This window comes from Eubacterium sp. An3 (assembly GCF_002159465.1).
GTDB lineage: Bacteria > Bacillota > Clostridia > Lachnospirales > Lachnospiraceae > Anaerobutyricum > Anaerobutyricum stercoris.
This window is the reverse complement of sequence record NZ_NFIR01000002.1, coordinates 198,379-220,295: the sequence shown is the minus strand read 5'-3', so window position 1 is coordinate 220,295 and position 21,917 is coordinate 198,379. Positions and strand designations below refer to the sequence as shown.

Sequence of the window (21,917 nt, the reverse complement as noted above, 5' to 3'; positions counted from 1 at the left end):
AGATTGCTGCCGGAGCATTTATGAGAGGAGAATATATGAGTAAGTTTAAATCAGGATTTGTAACGATCATCGGGCGACCAAATGTTGGCAAATCCACACTGATGAACCGTCTGATCGGACAGAAGATCGCCATCACCTCCAGCAAGGCGCAGACCACGAGAAACAGGATTCAGACAGTCTACACCTGTGAGGAAGGACAGATCGTCTTTCTGGATACGCCGGGTATCAACAAGGCTAAAAACAAGTTGGGTGATTACATGCTGATGGCAGCGGAACGCACGCTGAATGAGGTGGATCTGGTGCTGTGGCTGGTGGAGCCGACTACATTTATCGGCGGCGGCGAACAGTACATTATCGAAAAGCTTCAGAATGTGAAGACTCCTATTTTTCTGGTCATCAATAAAACGGATCTGGCAAAAGAGGAGGAAATTTTAAAAGCCATCGTCGCCTATAAGGATAAAGTAAATTTTGCCGAGGTCATCCCGGTCAGCGCCCTGGAGGGAACCAATACTCAGGATTTGATCGATACTATTTTCAGATATCTGCCAGAGGGGCCGATGTACTATGACGAGGACACGGTGACCGATCAGCCGGAGAGACAGATCGTGGCGGAGCTTATCCGCGAGAAGGCGCTGCGTCTTTTAAGTCAGGAGATTCCTCACGGCATCGCTGTGGTCATCGAGCGCATGAAAATTCGTCCGAAAGGAAATATCGTGGATATTGAAGCTACCATCATCTGTGAGAGAGATTCCCACAAGGGCATCATCATCGGAAAGAAGGGAGCTATGATTAAAGAAATAGGTTCCACCGCCCGGCAGGAGATCGAGAATCTTCTTGACATGAAGGTGAATCTCAAAATGTGGGTGAAAGTCAAGAAAGACTGGCGGGACAGCGACCTGCTGTTGAAGAATTACGGATATAATAAGAAAGAGCTGTAGCCGGGCAAGAATGTTTGGCAGCAGGACAGGTAAGGCAGGCAGAGGATATGAGTGAACAGACAAAGGTGACGGGAATTGTATTATCCGTGTATCCCGTCGGAGAAAATGACAGACGTCTGACCATACTGACGAAGGAAAGAGGGAAGATTCAGGTATTTGCCAGAGGGTGCCGCAAGCCGAATCACCCTCTTTTTGGCGTGACCCAGCCCCTTATCTACTGTGAATTTATGATCACTGAGGGGCGAAGGTTCAATTATCTGAATTCTGCCGACGGAAAGAACTATTTTCCCCATCTGAAGGAAGACCTGGAAAACATTTATTACAGCACGTATTTCGCAGAGCTGGCGGAATATTTTACCGTGGAAGGAATGGACGAGAGAAACATTTTGAATCTGCTTTTTGTGACCTTTTCGGCCATGGAAAAAGGCAAGGTGCCGCTTCCGCTCATTCGACGCATCTATGAACTGAAGATTCTTCAGTATTACGGCATCGGCATGGAGGTATTCCAGTGCATTTCCTGCGGAAAGACGGAAAATCTGGATACGCTGTCCTTTGAGGCGGGAGGCGTGCTGTGCCGTGACTGCGCCCATGGAAGCGCCCGGGGCGGGACTCATGTAGAACCTGCAGTACTCTATACCATGCAGTACATTTTGAGTATCCCGCTGCAGCGGCTTTACAGCTTCGTGCTCAAAGAAGACATTTTTCTGGAATTTCAGTGGATCGTGAAGCGTTTCTTCCGGATTCATGTGGAGCACCGGTTCAAGGCGGCGGAGATGCTGGAGGAGTTGTAAAGGACGAAGGGGATCGCGGCAAGAAGCGCGGTTAAAATGAAAACGGGGAAAACGCAGCTCAAAATGCCGTGGGACAGGAAAAAAGTCTTGAAAAGAACCACTATCCACGGTAGAATAGAAAACGATTATAAAATGCGCCGGCATTATGTTAGAAGAGCGGCAAATTAAAAGAAAAAAGAGGTAGACATTATGGAAAAAACAATGGATAAGATTATTGCCCTTGCCAAGGCGAGAGGCTTCGTATATCAGGGTTCCGAGATTTACGGCGGCCTTGCCAACACATGGGATTACGGTAATCTGGGCGTGGAGCTTAAGAACAATGTCAAGAGAGCTTGGTGGAAGAAGTTCATCCAGGAGAGCCCGTACAACGTAGGTGTGGACTGTGCCATCCTCATGAACCCGCAGACATGGGTGGCTTCCGGTCATCTGGGCGGTTTCTCCGATCCGCTGATGGACTGTAAGGAATGTAAGGAAAGATTCCGTGCCGACCAGCTCATCGAAGACTACGCAAAAGAGAACGGCATCGAGCTGCCATCATCCATCGACGGCTGGAGCCAGGAGGAGATGAAGGCGTTTATCGACGAGCACAATGTGCCGTGTCCAAGCTGCGGTAAGCATAATTTTACCGACATCCGTCAGTTCAACCTGATGTTCAAGACCTTCCAGGGTGTTACCGAGGACGCGAAGAACACGGTATACCTTCGTCCGGAGACTGCCCAGGGTATTTTTGTCAACTTTAAAAATGTACAGAGAACTTCCAGAAAGAAAGTTCCGTTCGGTATCGGACAGATCGGTAAGTCCTTCCGTAACGAGATTACGCCGGGTAACTTTACTTTCCGTACCAGAGAGTTCGAGCAGATGGAGCTGGAGTTCTTCTGCAAACCGGATACAGATCTGGAATGGTTCGCTTACTGGAAAGATTACTGTGTGAACTGGCTGAAAGAGCTGGGTATCAAAGACGAGGAAATGCGGATTCGTGACCATGAGAAAGAAGAATTGTCTTTCTACTCTAAGGCAACTTCCGATATCGAGTTCCTCTTCCCGTTCGGCTGGGGCGAGCTGTGGGGTATCGCAGACCGTACCGACTATGACCTGAGCCGTCATCAGGAAGTGTCCGGAGAGGATATGAGCTACTTTGACGATGAGGAGAAGAGAAAATACATTCCGTATGTTATCGAGCCGTCTCTGGGTGCTGACCGTGTGACTTTGGCTTTCCTGTGTTCCGCTTATGATGAAGAGGAGATCAAGGAAGGCGACGTGCGTAACGTGCTGCACTTCCATCCGGCCATCGCACCGGTGAAGATCGGCGTGCTGCCGCTGTCCAAGAAGCTTGCTGAGGGAGCAGAGAAGATCTATCAGGAACTGTCCAAGACCTACAACTGCGAGTACGATGACAGAGGAAATATCGGTAAGAGATACCGTCGTCAGGACGAGATTGGTACTCCTTACTGCATCACTTACGACTTTGATTCTGTGGAAGACGGCGCCGTGACCATCCGTGACCGTGACACCATGGAGCAGGAGAGAGTGAAGATTGAAGATCTGCAGGCATACTTCGCAGAGAAATTCGCTTACTGATCCTGCGAATGAATGAAGATTTGTGAGAATAAAAAGACCGGCAGCGGCCAGTGGGATTCTGGCTGCTGCCGGTTTTCCTCGTTAGCGCAGGAAAATCGTAAAGGAATCGCCGATCGGATAAAAAATATCTTCTTCTGACATGTAGCCTGTGTCTGAATATAGGACAGAATTGTTGGCAGCATATGGTGTGAGAGTGATGGAGGACGCTTCTGTAGCGATGGTGTAGGTATCGATATAAGAATCATTGACCATTTCGCCTTTCCCGTTTCCGTTATCATCATATTCGTAGTGGGTTGTGTACAGCTCCACCATATTGCCGAGATTATCCTTTCCTTTTAATATAATAGTATAGTTGAGATAATGAGCGCGGCCTTCCGTAACGTATTTCACTTTCTGACTGATAGGATTACCGGCGTAACTTTGGAAAGTGATCAAAGTGCCATCCGGGAGAGTGGCGGGAACATTCAGCGCAACGTTTTTGGTGTCAGCTCGCAGGGCGTCTGGGGATACGGTAAATTCCAGGCTGCCAAGACGAATCGGGAAAGAACTGGAAGAAGCTTCTGGGTTATCCATATAAAATACAAGCTCCATTTTTTGTGCTCCGGACAAAGAGGTCGCAGATGGAATATCAAAAGTGTATCTGCTGTTGAAAGAAGGTTTCCCCATACTGTGGTGTACTGAACCACCACTGCCGCGGGAGAGAACTTCGCCATTCATGCGAATCTGTGGATGAATATCAAAATTATCTTCGTTGAGCGCCGGATCGGCATCGTCACCCAGGAAAGCTGTGTAAGACACCAGCAAAGTATCGTCATCCCAGATGACGTCGTGGAGAACGACGGTAATCCCATTTTTAGTAAAGGATTGTTCCACGACGGTCTGATAGGAACTGATGTCTCCTGTGATGCCGAGGAAAATAGCCAGATTATACAGTAGTTTTTGTGATTCTGCGTAAACACGCTGCCGGATTGGTGTGCAGAAAGCGCCTGCCAGAAAAACGAGGACGGCTGCTGCCGCTGCGTAATGTTTCCAGGAAAGCTTTCTGGTGCGTGCACTATCGACAGCTGTGGAATCTTCTTCGGTAGGTGTATGGTTGCCGGACGGGAAATTTTTTTCAATACGTGCGCTGCCGGCAGCCGAATGAGCCTGTATCTTTGCTGATACCGCCTGTTTCCACCTCTTGATTTCCTCTTCCTGTATCGGGGAGGACTCAAAGGCTTCCGTGTGGTTATCTATTTCATTGAGTAAAATGTAAATATCTTCTCTCATAGCTATTGACCTCCTCCGTTTCTTTTTCTTATGACGGTCGCCTCGTCTTCTGACGGGGTTTCCCGGGATTCTATGTTATTCTTCTGTCCTGCGCGGGGAAATAAATTGCGAAGCTTCCGTTTGCCGCGGGACAGTCGGTTGTACAGTACGGATTTTTCTGTTCCGGTTTCCTGCGAGATCTCATCAAAGGATTTTTCTTCCACATACAGTTTCAAGAACAGCTCCTGGTCTCTGGGCTTCAGGCAGGCGAGTATTTCCTGCGTTTCTCTGGAGAATTCTTTCAGAAACTGCGTCTGTATACTTTCCGGGGATTCTCCGGAGAACGACATCTCTGTATCCTGCGGCTGCCCGCTCAAAATATTGTCGGCTTGTTCAAGGCTTCGTTCCATCAGCTGTCTGGCGTACTTTCTCTTGTAGTCCAGCGCTTTCAGTCTTGCAATGCCTGCGATCCAGTTGGCAAAAGGGTTTCTCTCCGGGCGGAAAGAATCAATGTGATTCCAGACGGCGAAGAATACATCGCTGATACATTCTTCCTCATACTGAGAGAGGACGTTCAGATAACGGTGCGTCACAGACTTCACGAGACCTCCATAATGAATCATCACGTATTCAAGAGCCTGTTCATTTCTCCTGGAAAGCTCCTGAACAAAGTTTTGTTCTGTTATTTTCATAAGCCTCCCCCTCCTTCCTGCGGTCGCTGCCTTATTGATTTAGTATACCGCTTGTACTTTATATTCGCAAATGCAGAGGAAAATCTATCATTTTCCGGCAAATTTTTTTGAGAATGTTGCAAATTATTGGCGGCTGCGGTATGCTGAATGAAAAACATAAACGAAAGGAAAGTGGAAATGGCATATTTAAGAATGGACTTTTTATCAGAAGCGCTTCAGAAGATTACAACGATGAGCATCGTGATTCCCAACGATGTGTCGGCGGAAGAGAAAGAAGGAAACGCATATTATGAAAGAGGGATGAAGACGCTGTATCTTCTCCATGGATTCACAGGAAATGATACAGACTGGATATGTGGAACTAATATCCATACTCTGTGCAAGAAATATAATTTTGCGGTGGTATGTCCCTGCGGTGACAACAGCTTTTATCTGGACCGGGAAATGACCGGAGGGAAATACAGTACCTTTATTGGAAAAGAGCTGGTGGAATACACGAGAAAGGTTTTCGGGTTCTCTGACCGGAGAGAGGATACGTTTATCGGTGGTTTTTCCATGGGCGGTTATGGTTCTATTGTGAATGGCATGAAGTATTATAAAACTTTCGGGAAGATTATGGCCTTTTCTTCGGCGCTGCATCTGGATGAAATGGTGGATAAAGGGGGAGACTATACCCATGAGCTGTTTAACGAGGCGTATTTGAAAGAGATTTTCGGAAAACCGGGACAGCTCCGGGAAAGTGACAGAAATCCAAAGTATCTGATCGGGCAGATCAAAAAAGCGGGCGGAGAGATTCCGGATCTGTATCTTGCCTGTGGTACAGAGGACAGCCTTATTGATGAAAACCGCAGTTTCCGGGCGTATCTGGAAGAAAACCAGATTCCAGTGCTTTATCACGAGCAGCCGGGCGAGCATGACTGGGATTATTGGAATAAAGAACTGCAGCCGGCGGTGAGATGGCTGATGGAATAGTTTTCGCAATTTCTGTGAAATGTGACAAAAACTTCCGGAGTGAAACAGACATGGAAGATGACGGTTAATTATATTAAGTAAAATATAGATACAACATTATATTATTAAGTGCAGAAAAAATAAATGTGGTAATAATATAAGAATACGATTAAAAAAAGCAAGCGAAAATCGTCAAATCTTATGAATCTGAAAAAATGCACAAAAAACACTTGCTTTTTTGAATCAATGGTTGTATTTTATATCTAGCAATTGCGAAAGACACATAATTTAACGAGAACAAGGGCGTTCGTGAATCATCAGATTCTCGGACGCTTTTCTGATTATACAGAGTTTTTTCTCATAACCAGATGCTGTTCTATCATGGAAGATAATGGAAAGGATGTTACGACTATGAAAACAGATGTCAAAAAAATCTTTGGTTCCAACGTATTCAGCGATGCGGTGATGAAAGATCGTCTGCCGAAAGCCGCCTATAAGAAGATGAAAGCCACCATTGACGCCGGAGCGGAACTTGACCCGGAAGTGGCGGATATCGTTGCTCACGAGATGAAAGAGTGGGCCATTGAAAAGGGTGCGACGCATTTTACACACTGGTTCCAGCCGCTGACCGGCATTACCGCCGAGAAACATGACGCGTTCATCGACCCGCAGAGCGACGGCACCACGCTGCTTCGTTTCTCCGGTAAGGAATTGATCAAGGGTGAACCGGACGCATCTTCCTTCCCGTCCGGAGGACTGCGTGCAACCTGTGAGGCAAGAGGATATACTACCTGGGATTGTACTTCGCCGGCCTTTATTAAGGAAACGCCGCATTCCACAATTCTTTGTATTCCTACAGCGTTCTGCTCTTATAAAGGAGAGGCGCTGGATAAAAAGACGCCGCTGCTTCGTTCCATGCAGGCGCTTGATGTGCAGGCTATGCGTATCCTGCGGTTGTTCGGTAATACCGAGGCGCAGCATGTATCCACATCTGTCGGTGCAGAGCAGGAATACTTTATGGTGGATAAAGACACATATCTGAAGAGAAAAGACCTGATTTTCACAGGACGTACATTATTTGGCGCCATGCCTCCAAAAGGACAGGAAATGGATGACCACTATTTCGGAACGATTCCGGAAAGAATCCTTGGCTTCATGAGCAAGTTTAATGAAGAACTCTGGAAGCTGGGTATCTCCGCAAAGACTCAGCATAACGAGGTGGCTCCGGCACAGCATGAGATTGCGCCAATCTATGATCAGAACAACGTGGCCACCGATCATAACCAGCTGGTGATGGAAACCGCGCAGAGAATCGCAGATGAACAGGGGCTGAAATGTCTCCTTCATGAGAAGCCTTTTGCGGGCATCAACGGTTCCGGTAAACATAACAACTGGTCTATGACCACAGATACCGGAGAAAACCTGCTGGATCCGGGCAAAACTCCTCACGAAAATATGCAGTTCCTTCTCTTCCTGGCAGCGGTTCTGCGCGCTGTGGATGAACACGCGGATCTGCTTCGTATTTCCGCGGCTACGCCAGGTAATGATCACCGCCTGGGGGCCAACGAGGCGCCGCCTGCCATCATCTCTATCTTCCTGGGCGAGCAGCTGGAAGATGTAGTAGAGCAGTTTGTGGATGCCGGAGAGGCAACCAGTTCTCTGGAAGGAGAAGAATACGTTTCCGGCGTACATTCTCTGCCGCATTTTAAGAAAGATGCCACAGACCGTAACAGAACATCGCCGTTTGCCTTCACAGGTAATAAGTTTGAATTCCGTATGGTTGGTTCCACACAGTCCATCGCGGATCCGAATACAGTATTAAATACTATCGTGGCAGAAGTTCTCTGCGATATGGCTGATAAGCTGGAAAAAGCAGAAGACTTTGGTATGGCGCTTCATGATATGATAAAAGAGACCATGGTTGCGCACAAACGAATCATTTTCAATGGCGATGGTTATGCGCAGGAGTGGGTGGAAGAAGCTGAGAGAAGAGGACTTCCGAATATCAAGTGTATGGTAGATGCGATTCCTGCTCTGACAAAACCGGAATCTGTGTCTCTGTTTGAAAAACATGGCGTATTGACAGAAGCAGAACTCGAAGCCCGGGCAGAAGTCCTTTACGAAACTTATGCAAAGACTATTCATATCGAGGCACTCACCATGATCGATATGGCGAAGAAACAGATCATCCCGGCCTGCATCAAGTATCAGACCAGCCTGGCAGACTCCATCAACGCTATCAAGACTGCTACTCCATCGGTGGATATCTCTGTTCAGGAGACACTGATGTCCGATATTGCAGCAAATGTAAAAGAGGCATTTAGCGCGTTAAAAGAGCTGGAAAAAGTAACAGCTAATGCAGAAGCTTCTGATGATGTGGAAGCGCAGGGCCGTTACTATCATGACGTGGTGTTTGAAGCAATGAACGCTCTTCGCGCTCCGGCTGATCGTCTGGAGATGCTTGTTGCCAAAGAAGCCTGGCCGTTCCCAAGCTATGGCGATCTGATTTTTGAAGTCTGAAAACATCCGGCAGACAGCAGTTTGATGATTTTCCTCCTTAAAAAGTGCTGAAGCGTCCGCAGGATGCATAGAATAAAACAACGCAGGTAAGACATAAATACAGAGAATCCGGCTCATTTTGAGCCGGATTTTTTCATATACTGTTATTTATAAAGAAGGCGGAAGAAGTGATGTCAGTGAAAAGGAAAATCAGGAAATGGGGACGGAGGGCGGCACTGTGGATGGGAATATGCCTTTTTGGCTGCTTATATGCACCGCACGCCAGAGAAGTGGAAGTGGCTTTTTCATGTGCCGTGAAACGAACCAAAGAGAATACGGAAGTGATGAGACAGGGAGTGGAGAGCGAAGGCTCCGCGGCTGGAGAAAGTACCGCCGCTGCTGATTTGAACTCAGAGTCTCCGGCAAAAAAAGTCGCCTACCTGACCTTCGATGACGGACCGTCCACCCATTCTGATGAGCTGCTGGACATTTTGAAGGAAGAAAATGTAAAAGCCACTTTTTTTGTGGTAGGAAAAGAGGATGAAGAATCCAGAGAGGTCTACCGGAGAATTGTGAAAGAAGGACATAGTCTGGGACTTCATTCCTACTCTCATGTTTATAAGCAGATCTACAGCTCTGTGGATAACTTTCGGGAAGATTTGTGGAAGCTTAAAACTTATCTTTATCATATCACCGGCGTAAGCTGCGATATCTACCGTTTTCCGGGCGGCAGCAGTACCACACAGATGAAGTTTCCGCTTAAAGAGGGGGAAAAGTATCTGGAGGAAAAAGGCATCCGCTATTTTGACTGGAATGCCACAGCGGAGGACGCTGTATGTGTGCAGTCCGCGCCCGGTGTTCTGATGGCGAGAGTGCTGAAAGATGCATTAAAGCATGATAGAGCCGTCATTTTAATGCATGATCTCAATTGTTGTAAAACAACATTGAACGCGGTGCGCCCGCTTATTGCCAGACTCCGCAAAGAGGGTTACGCTTTTGACCGGCTGACCAAAGACAGCCGGCTGGAAGAATAGGCCGGTAGAAAGAGAAGAACAGCAGGCAGAGAAGAACAGAACGGCCAGAAGGAACAGCAGAGTAGGCTGGTATATGCAGGAATTTCGCTTTCAAATTTCAAAATTTTGCTGGAAAACACCATAAAAATTGACAAAAGCTGTTTCCTTCGCTATAGTAATAAGTTATGAGACAGGAGGAAACATGGAATATCAGTATCATAAAATCATAGAAAAATTAAAAAAGCGGGGAAGCACCCCTGGCCTGGAACCGGTCAGGGCGCTTCTTGCTGCTCTGAAACATCCGGAAGAAAAGATTGCTGTTGTGCATATTGCGGGAACAAATGGAAAAGGTTCTGTTTTTTCATTTCTTTCGGCTATCCTGCAGGAGGGCGGATACCGGGTGGGTCGTTACATTTCCCCTACGATTCATTCTTACGAGGAACGGTTTCAGATCAATGGCCAGGAGATATCGCCGGAAAAACTGGAGAAGTACTATGTCCGCATGGAGCGCGCCATGGAGCAGATGGAGAGAACGCAACAGCCTTCGCTGCGGCAGCCTACTTTATTTGAGGTGGAGACGGCTCTGGCGTTTTTGTATTTTGCAGAAGAGCAGGTGGATGTGGCGCTGATTGAAACCGGTATGGGAGGAACTGATGACGCCACCAACGTTATAGAACATCCGCTTCTTACGGTGATTTCCTCCGTAAGTTACGATCATAAAGCATTTCTCGGTGATACATTGGAGGAGATTGCCGGGGAAAAGGCAGGAATCATAAAGGAGAACGTACCGGTTGTTGTTGAGGAAAATGTACCGGAGGTCTGCCGGATTATGCAGGAGACTGCAGCCCGGAAGCATGCGCCATGCACATTGATCAGAGCCGCTGATTATCAGGTGGAAACAGAATCTGTGACTGGAAGTACATTTATATGGAAGAAACACAGATTCTCTATTTTTCTGCCGGGACAACATCAGATATCCAATGCGGTGACTGCGCTGGCGGCTGCGGAAGAACTGATGGAACGGCTGCCGTCAGAGGGCAGGAGAAAACTGGAGCCGGGAGAAAACGCACGGTTTATTCCGGCGGCAGATAAACGGCTGGGATGGCCGGAGATGGAGAGAGGGCTGGCAAACGCCCGCTGGCCGGGACGTCTGGAGCTGCTCGGCGAACGTCCGTATACTTTTCGGGACGGCGCTCACAACCCGGACGGGGCGCGGAAATTGGCGCAATTTCTGGAAAAACATTTTACAAACAGGAGAATCATCTATATAATGGGAGTGTTGAAAGACAAGGAATATGAGAAGATGCTGGCGGAACTTATGCCGCTGGCGTCTGAAATATATACATTCCGTCCGAATAATGAACGGGGGCTGTCCGGAGAAGTTCTGGCGGCCTGTGCGCAGCGTTTCGGCGTTCCGTCGCATTGTTGTCAGGACGTCAACGAGGCGATACGCCGGGGCCGGGAAAAGGCAGAGCAGGAGGATGTGATCGTCATCTGCGGCTCGCTCTCATTTATGGAAGAAATGGAGGATACATCGTGGAAATAGGAAAATACAATCTGGATTTAGAGCATCAGGGATACATCATGGGGATTTTGAACGTCACACCGGATTCATTTTCCGACGGCTCCAGATATCAGACGCTGGACGCGGCGCTTTCTCAGGCGGAACGAATGATCGGGGAAGGAGCTGCCATCATTGATATCGGCGGAGAATCCACAAGACCTGGTCATGAGAAGATTACAGATCAGGAAGAGATTGAGAGAGTTGTGCCGGTCATTGAGGCAGTAAAGCGGCAGTTTGATGTGCCGGTTTCCCTCGATACGTACAAATATGAGGTGGCAAAAGCGGGACTTTCGGCAGGCGCGGATCTCATCAACGATATCTGGGGGCTGAAATGGGACGGACGTCTTGCTCCGCTTATTGCAGAGAGCGGCGCGGCATGCTGCCTGATGCATAACAGAAAGCAGATGGATTATAAAGATTATCTGTTGGATTTTATGGATGATATGCGGGAAACCCTGCGGATCGCCGATGACGCCGGAATAAAACAGGAAAAAATCATGCTGGATCCGGGTGTGGGCTTTGCCTTTGCCAAAACCTACGAGCAGAATCTTTCTATTATAAAGCATCTGGATCTTTTGAAAGAGTTTGGCCTTCCGGTTCTTCTGGGAACTTCGAGAAAATCTGTTATCGGTACGGCCCTTGATCTGCCGGTGGACGAAAGAGAAGAAGGGACGGTGGCAACCACTGTTATGGGCCGGATGAAAGGGGCAACGATCTTCCGGGTTCATGATGTGAAGAAGAATTACCGCGCCATGAAGATGGCGGAGGCGATTCTGGCGGCAGAGTGAAGCCGCGCAGAGGCAGCGACCGTATCGCGATGACGGAATCGCCGCCGGTGAGGGCTGGCCTGCAAGGCAGGATTTTGCGGGCGTATGCCGGCAAACGGCGAGCACGATAAATTTTGATAATAAATATAGAAACTTGGTGTAAAGAATGGATAAAATAACAATTAAAAATCTGGAAGTTTTCTGCAACCACGGCGTATATAAGGAAGAAAATATACTGGGGCAGAAGTTTCTGGTCAGTGCGGAGCTGTCTCTCTCCACCAGAAAGGCAGGACTGTCCGACGCGCTGGAGGATTCCGTCAGCTATGGCGATGTGAGCCGTCTGATCACCGCGGAGATGAAAAAACAGAATGACAAGCTTCTGGAGCGCGCGGCGGAGCGGATCGCCGGACAGATCCTGAAAGAGTTTCCGCTGATCGATTCCGTGCGGATTGAAGTGAAGAAGCCGTGGGCGCCGGTGATGATGCATCTGGATTACGCCTCGGTGTCCATCGAGAGAGGATGGCACCGGGTGTACGTGGGAGTCGGCTCCAACATGGGAGAACGGCAGGCGTGGATTGATATGGCGGCGGAAGCGCTGCGGTCTGACGGAAATAACCGGAATTTCCGGTCGGCGCAGGTCATCGAGACAGAACCGTATGGCTATCTGGAGCAGGATAAGTTTTTGAATACGGTATTTACCTTTGAAACTCTGTATGAGCCGGAAGAACTGCTGCTCCGAATGCAGGAAATTGAAAAGGAAGCGCACAGGGAGAGGAAGATTCACTGGGGTCCGCGGACTCTTGATCTGGATTTGCTGCTCTATGACAACCGGATAACAGAAAGTCCGGTACTTACGATACCGCATCCGGAGATGACGAAGAGGCTCTTTGTGCTCATTCCGCTGTGTGAGCTGAATCCTCACGGTGTGCATCCGCTGTACCGGAAACGTTTTGCAGAATATAAGGAAGCTCTGGAACAGCAGGAGAATAAATAAAAAGAATCAGGCAGAAGTATTGATAGAGGAACTGTTAAATGGATAAGATAAAGAAAGATATCAGACAGGTAAGAGAAAATATCAACGAGATAGATTATAAGATTGCGGAACTGTTCGAAAAACGCATGAAATGCGCCGCAGAGCTGGCGGAGGCCAAGAAGGAGATCGGAGCTCCCATTTATGATAAAAACAGAGAGGATGAGAAACTGGCGGATATCACCAGAAACCGTTCCAATCCATTTATCGTAAAGGGACTTGAAGAGATTTTTATTCAGATGATGTCCATCAGCAGAAAATACCAGTACCATCTGGTGCATCAAAGAGACCGGTACATTGAAAATTATTTTACTGAAGTGCCGGAACTGGTAATGTTTCCCGATACAAGGGTAGCCTACGCCGGCGTGCCGGGATCGTTTACCTGCATGGCCTGTGAGAAGTTTTTCGGGAGAGATATTGACCACTATGGAGTGGCGCAGTTTAAAGAGGTGGCCATGGCGTTGAACGAGGGAGAGGCCGATTACGGCGTGCTTCCTATTGAAAATTCTTCCGCTGGTGACGTGGCGGGTGTATACAATATCCTTTTGGAGCACGATGTCTGCATTGTGGGCGAAGTTTTTGTGAAAGTCGACCATTGCCTTTTAGGCTGTCCGGGTAGTAAAATAGAAGAGATTGAGACAGTATATTCTCATCCGCAGGGATTAATGCAGTGCGCCCCGTATCTGGAAAAACTGGGCGTGGAGCAAAAAAGTGTGGAGAATACAGCCATTGCGGCGGAGATGATCGCAAAAAGAAATAATCCGCGGGAGGCAGCCATCGCCAGCCGGCGTGCTGCTGAACTTTACGGGCTTGATATTCTGGAGGAAAGTATTAACTTTGACGCCAGCAATGAGACCCGCTTTGTTATTCTTTCTAAAAAACGTCAGTATACGAAGGATGCTTCAAAGATTAGTATCTCCTTTGCGGTTCTCCATGAGAGCGGAACCCTTTATAATATACTCTCACATTTTATCTACAATGATTTGAACCTGAGCCATATTGAGTCAGTGCCGCTGCCGGATCGCCAGTGGGAATATCGCTTTTATGTAGATATCAGCGGCAATCTGCACGATGCGGAGGTGCGCAACGCTCTGCAGGGAGTACGGGCGGAGGCGGCTAATTTCAGAATTCTCGGTAATTACTGATCGTGGCGGAACTGCCGCGGTCACATGCTGAGTGTGAGTGGAATGCCGGTGCTGCCGCCGGCGATGAAAATAATTTTGGAGTAGGATAATAAATGGATATAAAAAAGATTCGCAGATTTATACCGCAGAAAAAAGGCCCGATGAGCAAAAAAGAAAAAATGATTCTGGGAGTACGGATTGCAGTTGCAGCTGTACTGTTCTTTTTCATGTGGTATCTGTGCCATAATTTCATGGATTATCAGAAAAACGCCACCAGTCAGGTTAATAAATACAGGGTGGATCAGGTGTGCCTGTTATCAGAAGGCAGCGTGGTCAATCAGAATTTCGTGGCGAAGCATACCCATTTAAAAACAGTCAAGCTTTATTTCAGCAACGATTATACCGGAGTGGCAAAGGGAAAGCTGGTTTTCAACATTATTGACCGTCAGACGGGGGAAAGTGTTTCCCGGGTGTCTAAAAAGATCAGTAATCTCATGGATAATGATTATACGGAGTTCAAGACAGATGTGCAGCTCCAGAAAGGTAATGAATATTCCATTCAGATTTCCACAGTGGGAACGGAGTCCGGCAAGGAGCCTATCGTCTATCAGTGGAGTACCAGAGAGAGCGGTTTTCAGGGCAAGCTGCAGGTGAACCGGGTGGAACAGCAGAAATATCTGGTGGCCCAGTTCTATTATCCGGTGACGATCTATCAGCAGTGGGTGGGAATCTGTGCTTTGCTGGGACTGGTGATCCTCCTCGTGTTGTTTCCGATTCCGGCTCCGGAGAGAGTAAAGACGGTTATTGGATATGCGTTATTCTTTGCAGCCCCCGTGTTTACTTTCTGGTTTGTGGAGAGATTTACCAATAATTCCATAACAAGGATCAATGCGGCAGAATTCTGGCTGAATGTTTTAGTCTATTATCTGTTTTTTGGAATTTTATATCTGATTTTCGTATCGAGGAAGGCGGCCGTAACCATCGGAACCATATTTTTCTACGTGGTCGGTCTGGCCAACTACTATGTTCTCAATTTTAAAGGCGCGCCAATTGTGCCGTCTGACATCATGTCTGCTTCTACCGCAGCCGGAGTTGCAGAAAATTATACCTACAGTATTCAGCCGATATTCGTGTGGAATGCGTTATTCCTTCTGCTGTATCTCGCCGTCCTGTGGCGGTGTCCGATGAGGAAAAAGACCGGATGGAAGAAACGTCTTATCATGGGATGTGTCATCGCCCTGTCGGTGAGCGTCCTCGGCTATTTTGTCGTGGAAGAGAGAACGCTCAGAAGCTACGGCATCAAAAATAATGTCTGGGATCAGAAAAAAGGCTACGCTAAAAACGGTTTCTTTTTCGGATTTGTGCTGAACATGAATTCACTGGTGCAGGATAAGCCGGATGATTATTCCGCAGAGGCGGCGGCGGATATTGCGGCCAGATATGAAGAAGAGTTCGCCAATGAAGAAGAGAAGAAGGACGGACGCCTTGGGACTTCGGACGGCACAAGACCGAATATCATTGCTATCATGAATGAGGCGTTTTCTGATCTGTCGGTGGTGGGAGATTTTACCACGAATCAGGATTATATGCCGTTTATCCATAATCTTGAGGAGGATACTATCAAGGGCAATCTGTATATGTCCATTTTTGGTTCCGGTACCTGCAATTCTGAATTTGAATTTCTCACCGGCAATACCATGGCATTTCTGCAAAACGGCATTATAGCATATACGCAGGTAGTGAAAGATAAACTGCCGAATCTTACCTATACTTTAAAACAGCAGGGATACAAAGGCAATGTGGCTTTGCATCCGTATCTGGCGTCCGGATGGAACAGACCGGAGGTATACGGATATATGGGCTTTGAGCATTTTTACAGTGAGAGCGATTTTACCAATCCTCTTATGTACCGGAAATACATTTCCGATCAATCCAACATGGAAAAAATTATTGAACTCTATGAGGAAAGGAAAAACACTTCAAAGCCATTTTATCTTTTCAATGTCACTATGCAGAATCACGGCGGCTTTGATAAGAGCTACAGTAATTTTACCAACGATGTGCAGATTACCGATAATCATAAAAATGAACAGGCGGAACAATACCTGTCTCTGGTCAAAAAGACCGATGAAGCATTTCAATACCTTGTAGAGTATTTTTCCGAGGTGGATGAGCCGACTATCATTGTGATGTTCGGAGACCACCAGCCGGCGGTGACCAGCCGTTTTTATGACAGCATTTTTGGCAAATCATCGGACGAGCTCACATCGGAGGAACTGATGAAAAAATATCAGACGCCGTTTATTATATGGGCCAATTATGATATTGAGGAGACAACTATCGAGAAGATGAGCGCCAATTATCTGAGCGCTTACGTGATGCAGGAAGCAGGACTTAAGATGACTCCTTATCAGAAGTTCCTCATGCGTCTTTATGAGAAGCTTCCGGTGCTGAGCGCCATGGGCGCCTACGATGCGGAGGGTAATTATTATGAATCTGCGAAAGAAACACCGTACAACGATATGGTGCAGGAGTACCAGATTCTTCAATATAATAATTTAATTGATACTGACCACACTGTAAATTCTTTCTTTTATTTGAAAGAGTAAGGAGGAGCAAATGAGATATTCCAGTTATGCAGTTATAGTGATTGGCTCTAAAAATCTCCTGATGAAGATTTATGAGATTTCGCAGGCCAGCGGCATTCGGGAAATTAACAGGGTATGCCATGAATATGAGCTGGGCAAAGAAGCTTATGGCACCGGGCGGATTTCCTTTCCGCAGATTGAGGAAATCAGCGACGTACTGAATAATTTCCTGCAGATTATGAAGGAATATGATGTTAAAGACTACCAGTGCTATGCTACCAGCGCTATCCGCAATGCAAGGAATCAGCTTTCTGTCCTGAATCAGATCAAGATCCGGACGGGGATTACTGTACAGATGCTTTCCAATTCCGAGCTGCGTTTTCTGATGTACAAAGGAATTCAGGTGTCTGAAATTGACTTTGACCACATTATTGAGAAAAATACGGCCATTCTGGACATCGGTTCCGGAAGCGTGCAGGTATCTCTTTTTGATAAGCAGGCGCTGTACCTGACGCAGAATATGGCCATTGGAACAGTAAAGGTTCTGGAGATTCTGGAGTCTGTGGAACATAACGCCCTGGATTATATTTCCGTCATGGAAGAGTATATCCAGTATGAAATCGATATGTTCCGCAATACGTATCTGAAGGATAAGGCCATAAAAAATGTGGTGGCTATCGGTGATGAGATTAAAAATCTTAAGAAAATCGTACCGGAACTGAATCCTTCTCTTACATTAAACTATGAAGAAATATGTTATATTTTTAAGAAGATAAAAAAAGCATCCTATCAGGATCTGGCAGTACAGTACGGTATGTCCATCGAGGATGCCAGAATGACGCTGCCATCGGTTATTATTTATAAGAAGTTCCTGGAACTTTCCAAAGCAGATACCGTCTATATCTGTGATACGGATCTCTGTGACGGAAGCGTGGTGGACTATGCGTTAAAATCAAATAAGATCAAGATCAATCATGACTATTATCAGGATATTATCGCGTCAGTAAAATATATCGGAAAACGCTATCGTTCCAACAAGGTGCATGCGGAATATGTATCCGAGCTTGCGTGCGAGATTTTTGACAGGACGGTAAAATTCCACGGTCTGTCAAAACGTGACCGCCTAATTCTGGAGATTTCCGCGATTCTTCATGATATAGGTAAATATGTCAATATGAATCAGCCGGGACAGAACGGCTATCAGCTCATTATTTCCACAGAGATCATGGGAATTTCACACAGAGAGAGACAGGAAGTGGCGAATGTGGTGCGGTATAATACAGAATTCCTGCCGGAGACAGACCGTCTGGAAAGTGTTTTCCTTCGGGAAGAATATCTGCGTATCGCGAAGCTTTCCGCCATTCTGCGTCTTGCCAATGCTCTGGACAGGGGACATGGACAGAAATATCAGAACAGGAACATCGTGCGAAAAGGCAAAGAGCTGATTATCACGGTGGAGTCTGATCAGGATATTACATTGGAGATCAGCCTCTTTGAAAAGAAGGCAAAATATTTCAATGAAATTTTAGGCGTAAAACCGGTACTTAAACAGAAAAGAGTATTTTAGTATATTGTTGCGGCGACACTGTTCTTATGGATTGCGTGTGTGTTGAAGCAAAGAAAGGAATAACCATGGCAGAAAAAATTGTTTTTGATCAACCAAGTAATTTTAGTAACCGTGAATTAAGCTGGATGGAGTTTAACAAACGAATTCTTGGCGAAGCAAAGGATAAAACGAATCCTCTTTTTGAGCGGATGAAGTTTTTGAGTATTACCGCTTCTAATCTGGATGAATTCTTCATGGTAAGAATCGCATCCCTGAAAGATATGGTAAATGCACAATATGACAAGAGGGATATCGCGGGAATGACGGCTCTTGAACAGTTGGAAGCCCTCTATAAAGCAACTCATGAGTTCATTGAGAAACAGTATTCTGTATACACCCGTTCCCTGCTTCCGAAGCTGCGGGACGCCGGATTGTGGATCGTAAACTATGATGAGCTGACGGAGGACGAGGTGGAGTATCTGGATCAGTATTTCCACAAAAATGTGTATCCGGTGCTGACGCCGATGGCCATTGATTCCTCCCGTCCGTTCCCTCTTATACAGAATAAGACGCTGAATATCGCGGCGCTTATAGAGAATAAGGGAAAGAAAGCCAAAAAAGAGTATGACGTGGCAACGGTACAGGTACCTTCCGTGCTTCCGAGAATTATCACTCTGCCGAAAAACGAAGAGGGAACTACGAGGATCGTGCTTCTTGAGACATTGATCGAGCATTTCCTGCCGGATTTATTTTTAAATCATGAGATCATCTGCTCCAGTTCTTACCGTATCATGCGGAACGCCGATTTGGACATTGAAGAAGACGAGGCGGAAGATCTGCTCAAGGAGATTGAAAAACAGTTAAAAAAACGTCAGTGGGGCGAGGTCATCAAGTTTGAATATGAAGACCGGATGGACAAGCGTCTGGTGAAATACTTAAAGAAACAGTTTAAAGTGCATACGGACGATATGTATGCGGTAAACGGCCCGCTGGATCTGACTTTCCTCATGAAATGTTACGGTCTGGAAGGATTCCAGGAATACAAAGAGAAGCCGTACGTGCCGCAGATCACGCCGGAATTGCGGGCTGACAGGAACATTTTCGAGCAGATCAGAAAGGGAGACGTGCTTCTCCATCATCCATATGAGAGCTTTGATCCGGTGGTCGCTTTTATCCGCCAGGCAGCGGAAGATGAAGATGTGCTGGCTATCAAACAGACACTCTATCGTGTCAGCGGACATTCTCCGATCGTCTCCGCCCTTGCTCTTGCGGCGGAAAATGGAAAACAGGTTACGGTGCTTGTGGAGCTGAAAGCGAGATTTGATGAGGAAAACAACATCAACTGGGCGAAAAAACTGGAAAAAGCCGGCTGCCATGTTATTTACGGCCTTGTAGGATTGAAAACGCACTGTAAGATCGCGCTGGTTGTCCGCAGAGAATCCGACGGTATCCGCCGTTATGTACATCTGGGAACCGGAAACTATAATGATTCCACAGCGAAGCAATATACAGATACCGGTATGTTTACCTGCCGGGACGCCTACGGCGAAGATGCGACGGCAGTCTTCAATATGCTGAGCGGATATTCAGAGCCGGCAAGATGGAACCGTCTGCTGGTGGCTCCGATCTGGATGAAAAAACGTTTCCTTCAGCTGATCAAGAGAGAGACCGAGAATGCCAAAGCAGGAAAAGAAGCGCACATTATCGCAAAATGTAATTCCCTCTGTGACAAGAAGATCATCCTTGCTCTGTATGAAGCATCTGCGGCAGGCGTGCAGATCGATCTTATCGTGCGCGGTATCTGCTGTCTTGTTGTGGGAATTCCGGGTATCAGTGAGAATATCCGCGTTCGCTCTATTGTAGGAAGCTTCCTGGAGCATGCCAGAATCTTTTCTTTCTATAATGACGGGCATGAAGAGCTTTATATGGGAAGCGCGGACTGGATGCCTAGAAATCTGGACCGCCGTGTGGAGATTGTGTTCCCGATTGAGGATGAGGAGCTGAAGAAAAAAGCGAGACATATTCTGGATCTGCAGCTGGCAGATACCATGAAGGCTCATTGCCTGCAGCCGGATAACAGCTATCAGAAAGTGGACAAAAGAGGAAAGGTTCTTTTGGAAGCGCAGAAAGAATTCTGTCGGGAAGCCATGGAGAGAAATCAGGTGCAGCCGACAGTGCCGAAACGCCATTTTGAGCCTGGAATGGCGCCGGAACATAAATAAATACGGAGGAATTGTGATCTATGCGGGGATATAAGCGAATCCGGGCCGTCTTCTGCTGGGTCTTTGTTCTTGTGCTGTGTACCCTTTCCGGATGTGGAAGAGCAGCGTTTGATAACAGTCAGGCGGAGAGCAGCACATCCATCCTGGAGGCAGACCCGGAAAGCCTGGATGATATAACCATGGAAGGTCTTGTGTCAGAGGTGCTCGGACAGATGACGCTGGAACAGAAAATCGGACAGCTTTTTATTGTCAGTACAGATTCTCTGGATTTTAACGCTGAGACAGAAATGACGGATCAGATGAAGCAAAATATAAAAAAGTATCAGCCGGGCGGCGTTATCTTCTTTTCCTTTAATTTCACCAATGACGAGGATATTAAACAAAACAGAAAAAATCTGAAGAAGTTTATCCGGAAAATGCAGAAAGCTTCGACGGTTCCGATGTTTATGTCAGTGGATGAAGAAGGTGGAACCGTCTCGAGGGTTGCCAATTCAGAATCGTTTGGAACGACAAAATTTCCGACCATGTCGGAGGTGGGAAGTACCGGAGATTCAGCTAACGCCTATAATGTGGGCGCGACCATTGGCCGGGAGATTTCGGAGCTGGGATTTAATCTGGATTTTGCGCCGGTGGCGGATATTTCCACCAATGCGGATAATACGGAGATTGGCTCCCGAAGCTTTGGCAGAGATGCGCAGCTTGTCTCGGATATGGTCAGCGAAGAGGTGAAGGGCCTGCAGCAAAACGGCGTCAGCGCCACGCTCAAACATTTCCCGGGACAGGGAGACTCAGGTGATGACACCCATAAGGGCTTTGTAAATCTGGATGTGACCATCGACCGGCTGCGTGATGTGGAATTTACTCCGTTTAAGGCAGGCATTGCTGCCGGAGCGGATGTGGTGATGATGTCCCATGTGGCGGTCCGCAATATCACTCAGAATGAGGTGCCGGCTTCGTTGTCGTCTCTGATGGTGACAGATATTTTGCGCGAAGAGCTGCAGTTTGACAATATTATAATTACCGACGCCATGAACATGAAGATTATCACAAAGTTTTATGACGCCGGTGAAGCGGCGGTTATGGCCATAGAAGCCGGCAATGATATGATATTGATGCCGGATGATTTTGTGAGTGCTTACGATGCAGTCTATGAAGCGGTGCAGGACGGAACACTCACGGAACGGCAGATCGACCAGGCGGTATCACGGATACTGACGGTGAAGATCCGCCGGGGAATTCTGCCGCTCTCCTCACCGCTGCTGGAAGAGATCGTACAGTAGCGGAGAACGGAGATTTCGCCGGGTACTGCCATCGGTGTGCAGCGTGCCGGTCAGCAGCTGCGCCGGCACGTATCCGGTTATCCGGA

16 protein-coding genes are annotated in these 21,917 nt (G+C 47.2%); 14 read left to right on the top strand and 2 right to left on the bottom strand.

Annotation, left to right across the window (positions count from 1 at the left end):
• Positions 1-35: 35 nt before the first annotated feature.
• From era to B5F87_RS03355, 3 genes are all read left to right on the top strand, one after another.
• Positions 36-938 (top strand): GTPase Era, encoded by a 903-nt coding sequence (era, locus tag B5F87_RS03365; RefSeq protein ID WP_087276762.1) that lies wholly within the window; start codon positions 36-38, stop codon positions 936-938.
• A gap of 47 nt (positions 939-985) precedes the next feature.
• A complete protein-coding gene (gene recO / locus B5F87_RS03360) occupies positions 986-1,729 on the top strand; it encodes a DNA repair protein RecO (RefSeq protein ID WP_087276758.1) in 744 nt (247 codons plus the stop codon).
• A gap of 189 nt (positions 1,730-1,918) precedes the next feature.
• Positions 1,919-3,307, top strand: coding sequence for a glycine--tRNA ligase (locus tag B5F87_RS03355; RefSeq protein ID WP_087276755.1), 1,389 nt, complete (start codon positions 1,919-1,921; stop codon positions 3,305-3,307).
• A gap of 81 nt (positions 3,308-3,388) precedes the next feature.
• Here B5F87_RS03355 and B5F87_RS03350 read toward each other — a convergent pair whose 3' ends face one another.
• Together B5F87_RS03350 and B5F87_RS03345 are read right to left on the bottom strand one after the other, a co-directional pair.
• Positions 3,389-4,576 carry a DUF4179 domain-containing protein gene (locus B5F87_RS03350; RefSeq protein WP_087276752.1) on the bottom strand — a complete coding sequence of 396 codons (1,188 nt, stop codon included), beginning with the start codon at positions 4,574-4,576 and terminating at the stop codon, positions 3,389-3,391.
• Between the two features lie 2 nt (positions 4,577-4,578).
• Positions 4,579-5,247 (bottom strand): sigma-70 family RNA polymerase sigma factor, encoded by a 669-nt coding sequence (locus B5F87_RS03345; protein ID WP_087276748.1) that lies wholly within the window; start codon positions 5,245-5,247, stop codon positions 4,579-4,581.
• A 177-nt stretch (positions 5,248-5,424) separates the two neighbouring features.
• On the opposite strand from B5F87_RS03345, the gene B5F87_RS03340 reads away from it, so the two are divergent.
• The 11 genes from B5F87_RS03340 to B5F87_RS03290 all read left to right on the top strand — a co-directional run bounded on the left by B5F87_RS03340 (position 5,425) and on the right by B5F87_RS03290 (position 21,831).
• Positions 5,425-6,219, top strand: a complete 795-nt coding sequence (locus B5F87_RS03340) for an alpha/beta hydrolase-fold protein (RefSeq protein WP_158096935.1) — start codon at positions 5,425-5,427, stop codon at positions 6,217-6,219.
• A 390-nt stretch (positions 6,220-6,609) separates the two neighbouring features.
• Positions 6,610-8,718 carry a glutamine synthetase III gene (locus B5F87_RS03335; RefSeq protein ID WP_242964239.1) on the top strand — a complete coding sequence of 703 codons (2,109 nt, stop codon included), beginning with the start codon at positions 6,610-6,612 and terminating at the stop codon, positions 8,716-8,718.
• Between the two features lie 221 nt (positions 8,719-8,939).
• Positions 8,940-9,731 (top strand): polysaccharide deacetylase family protein, encoded by a 792-nt coding sequence (locus tag B5F87_RS03330; protein ID WP_158096934.1) that lies wholly within the window; start codon positions 8,940-8,942, stop codon positions 9,729-9,731.
• Between the two features lie 181 nt (positions 9,732-9,912).
• Complete coding sequence (locus tag B5F87_RS03325; protein ID WP_087276740.1) at positions 9,913-11,256, top strand: folylpolyglutamate synthase/dihydrofolate synthase family protein; 1,344 nt, start codon at positions 9,913-9,915, stop codon at positions 11,254-11,256.
• Complete coding sequence (gene folP, locus B5F87_RS03320; protein WP_242964237.1) at positions 11,247-12,062, top strand: dihydropteroate synthase; 816 nt, start codon at positions 11,247-11,249, stop codon at positions 12,060-12,062. The genes B5F87_RS03325 and folP overlap by 10 nt, the downstream gene beginning before the upstream one ends.
• A 145-nt stretch (positions 12,063-12,207) precedes the next feature.
• Positions 12,208-13,035 carry a 2-amino-4-hydroxy-6-hydroxymethyldihydropteridine diphosphokinase gene (folK, locus tag B5F87_RS03315; RefSeq protein WP_087276737.1) on the top strand — a complete coding sequence of 276 codons (828 nt, stop codon included), beginning with the start codon at positions 12,208-12,210 and terminating at the stop codon, positions 13,033-13,035.
• A 38-nt stretch (positions 13,036-13,073) separates the two neighbouring features.
• Positions 13,074-14,216 carry a bifunctional chorismate mutase/prephenate dehydratase gene (locus B5F87_RS03310; RefSeq protein WP_087276734.1) on the top strand — a complete coding sequence of 381 codons (1,143 nt, stop codon included), beginning with the start codon at positions 13,074-13,076 and terminating at the stop codon, positions 14,214-14,216.
• Positions 14,217-14,308: 92 nt separating this feature from the next.
• The gene (locus tag B5F87_RS03305; RefSeq protein WP_087276731.1) at positions 14,309-16,804 is read left to right on the top strand and encodes an LTA synthase family protein; all 2,496 of its coding nucleotides are present in this window, start codon (positions 14,309-14,311) and stop codon (positions 16,802-16,804) included.
• Positions 16,805-16,814: 10 nt separating this feature from the next.
• Positions 16,815-18,350 (top strand): HD domain-containing protein, encoded by a 1,536-nt coding sequence (locus tag B5F87_RS03300; protein ID WP_087276728.1) that lies wholly within the window; start codon positions 16,815-16,817, stop codon positions 18,348-18,350.
• Positions 18,351-18,415: 65 nt separating this feature from the next.
• A complete protein-coding gene (locus tag B5F87_RS03295) occupies positions 18,416-20,551 on the top strand; it encodes an RNA degradosome polyphosphate kinase (protein ID WP_087276725.1) in 2,136 nt (711 codons plus the stop codon).
• Between the two features lie 20 nt (positions 20,552-20,571).
• A complete protein-coding gene (locus B5F87_RS03290) occupies positions 20,572-21,831 on the top strand; it encodes a glycoside hydrolase family 3 protein (protein ID WP_087276722.1) in 1,260 nt (419 codons plus the stop codon).
• Positions 21,832-21,917 lie beyond the last annotated feature (86 nt).

Bases quoted from the DNA above. Each gene is read 5' to 3' on its own strand.
- era (WP_087276762.1), top strand. From the start codon at position 36: ATGAGTAAGTTTAAATCAGGATTTGTAACGATCATCGGGCGACCAAAT.
- recO (WP_087276758.1), top strand. From the start codon at position 986: ATGAGTGAACAGACAAAGGTGACGGGAATTGTATTATCCGTGTATCCC.
- B5F87_RS03355 (WP_087276755.1), top strand. From the start codon at position 1,919: ATGGAAAAAACAATGGATAAGATTATTGCCCTTGCCAAGGCGAGAGGC.
- B5F87_RS03350 (WP_087276752.1), bottom strand. From the start codon at position 4,576: ATGAGAGAAGATATTTACATTTTACTCAATGAAATAGATAACCACACG.
- B5F87_RS03345 (WP_087276748.1), bottom strand. From the start codon at position 5,247: ATGAAAATAACAGAACAAAACTTTGTTCAGGAGCTTTCCAGGAGAAAT.
- B5F87_RS03340 (WP_158096935.1), top strand. From the start codon at position 5,425: ATGGCATATTTAAGAATGGACTTTTTATCAGAAGCGCTTCAGAAGATT.
- B5F87_RS03335 (WP_242964239.1), top strand. From the start codon at position 6,610: ATGAAAACAGATGTCAAAAAAATCTTTGGTTCCAACGTATTCAGCGAT.
- B5F87_RS03330 (WP_158096934.1), top strand. From the start codon at position 8,940: ATGGGAATATGCCTTTTTGGCTGCTTATATGCACCGCACGCCAGAGAA.
- B5F87_RS03325 (WP_087276740.1), top strand. From the start codon at position 9,913: ATGGAATATCAGTATCATAAAATCATAGAAAAATTAAAAAAGCGGGGA.
- folK (WP_087276737.1), top strand. From the start codon at position 12,208: ATGGATAAAATAACAATTAAAAATCTGGAAGTTTTCTGCAACCACGGC.
- B5F87_RS03310 (WP_087276734.1), top strand. From the start codon at position 13,074: ATGGATAAGATAAAGAAAGATATCAGACAGGTAAGAGAAAATATCAAC.
- B5F87_RS03305 (WP_087276731.1), top strand. From the start codon at position 14,309: ATGGATATAAAAAAGATTCGCAGATTTATACCGCAGAAAAAAGGCCCG.
- B5F87_RS03300 (WP_087276728.1), top strand. From the start codon at position 16,815: ATGAGATATTCCAGTTATGCAGTTATAGTGATTGGCTCTAAAAATCTC.
- B5F87_RS03295 (WP_087276725.1), top strand. From the start codon at position 18,416: ATGGCAGAAAAAATTGTTTTTGATCAACCAAGTAATTTTAGTAACCGT.
- B5F87_RS03290 (WP_087276722.1), top strand. From the start codon at position 20,572: ATGCGGGGATATAAGCGAATCCGGGCCGTCTTCTGCTGGGTCTTTGTT.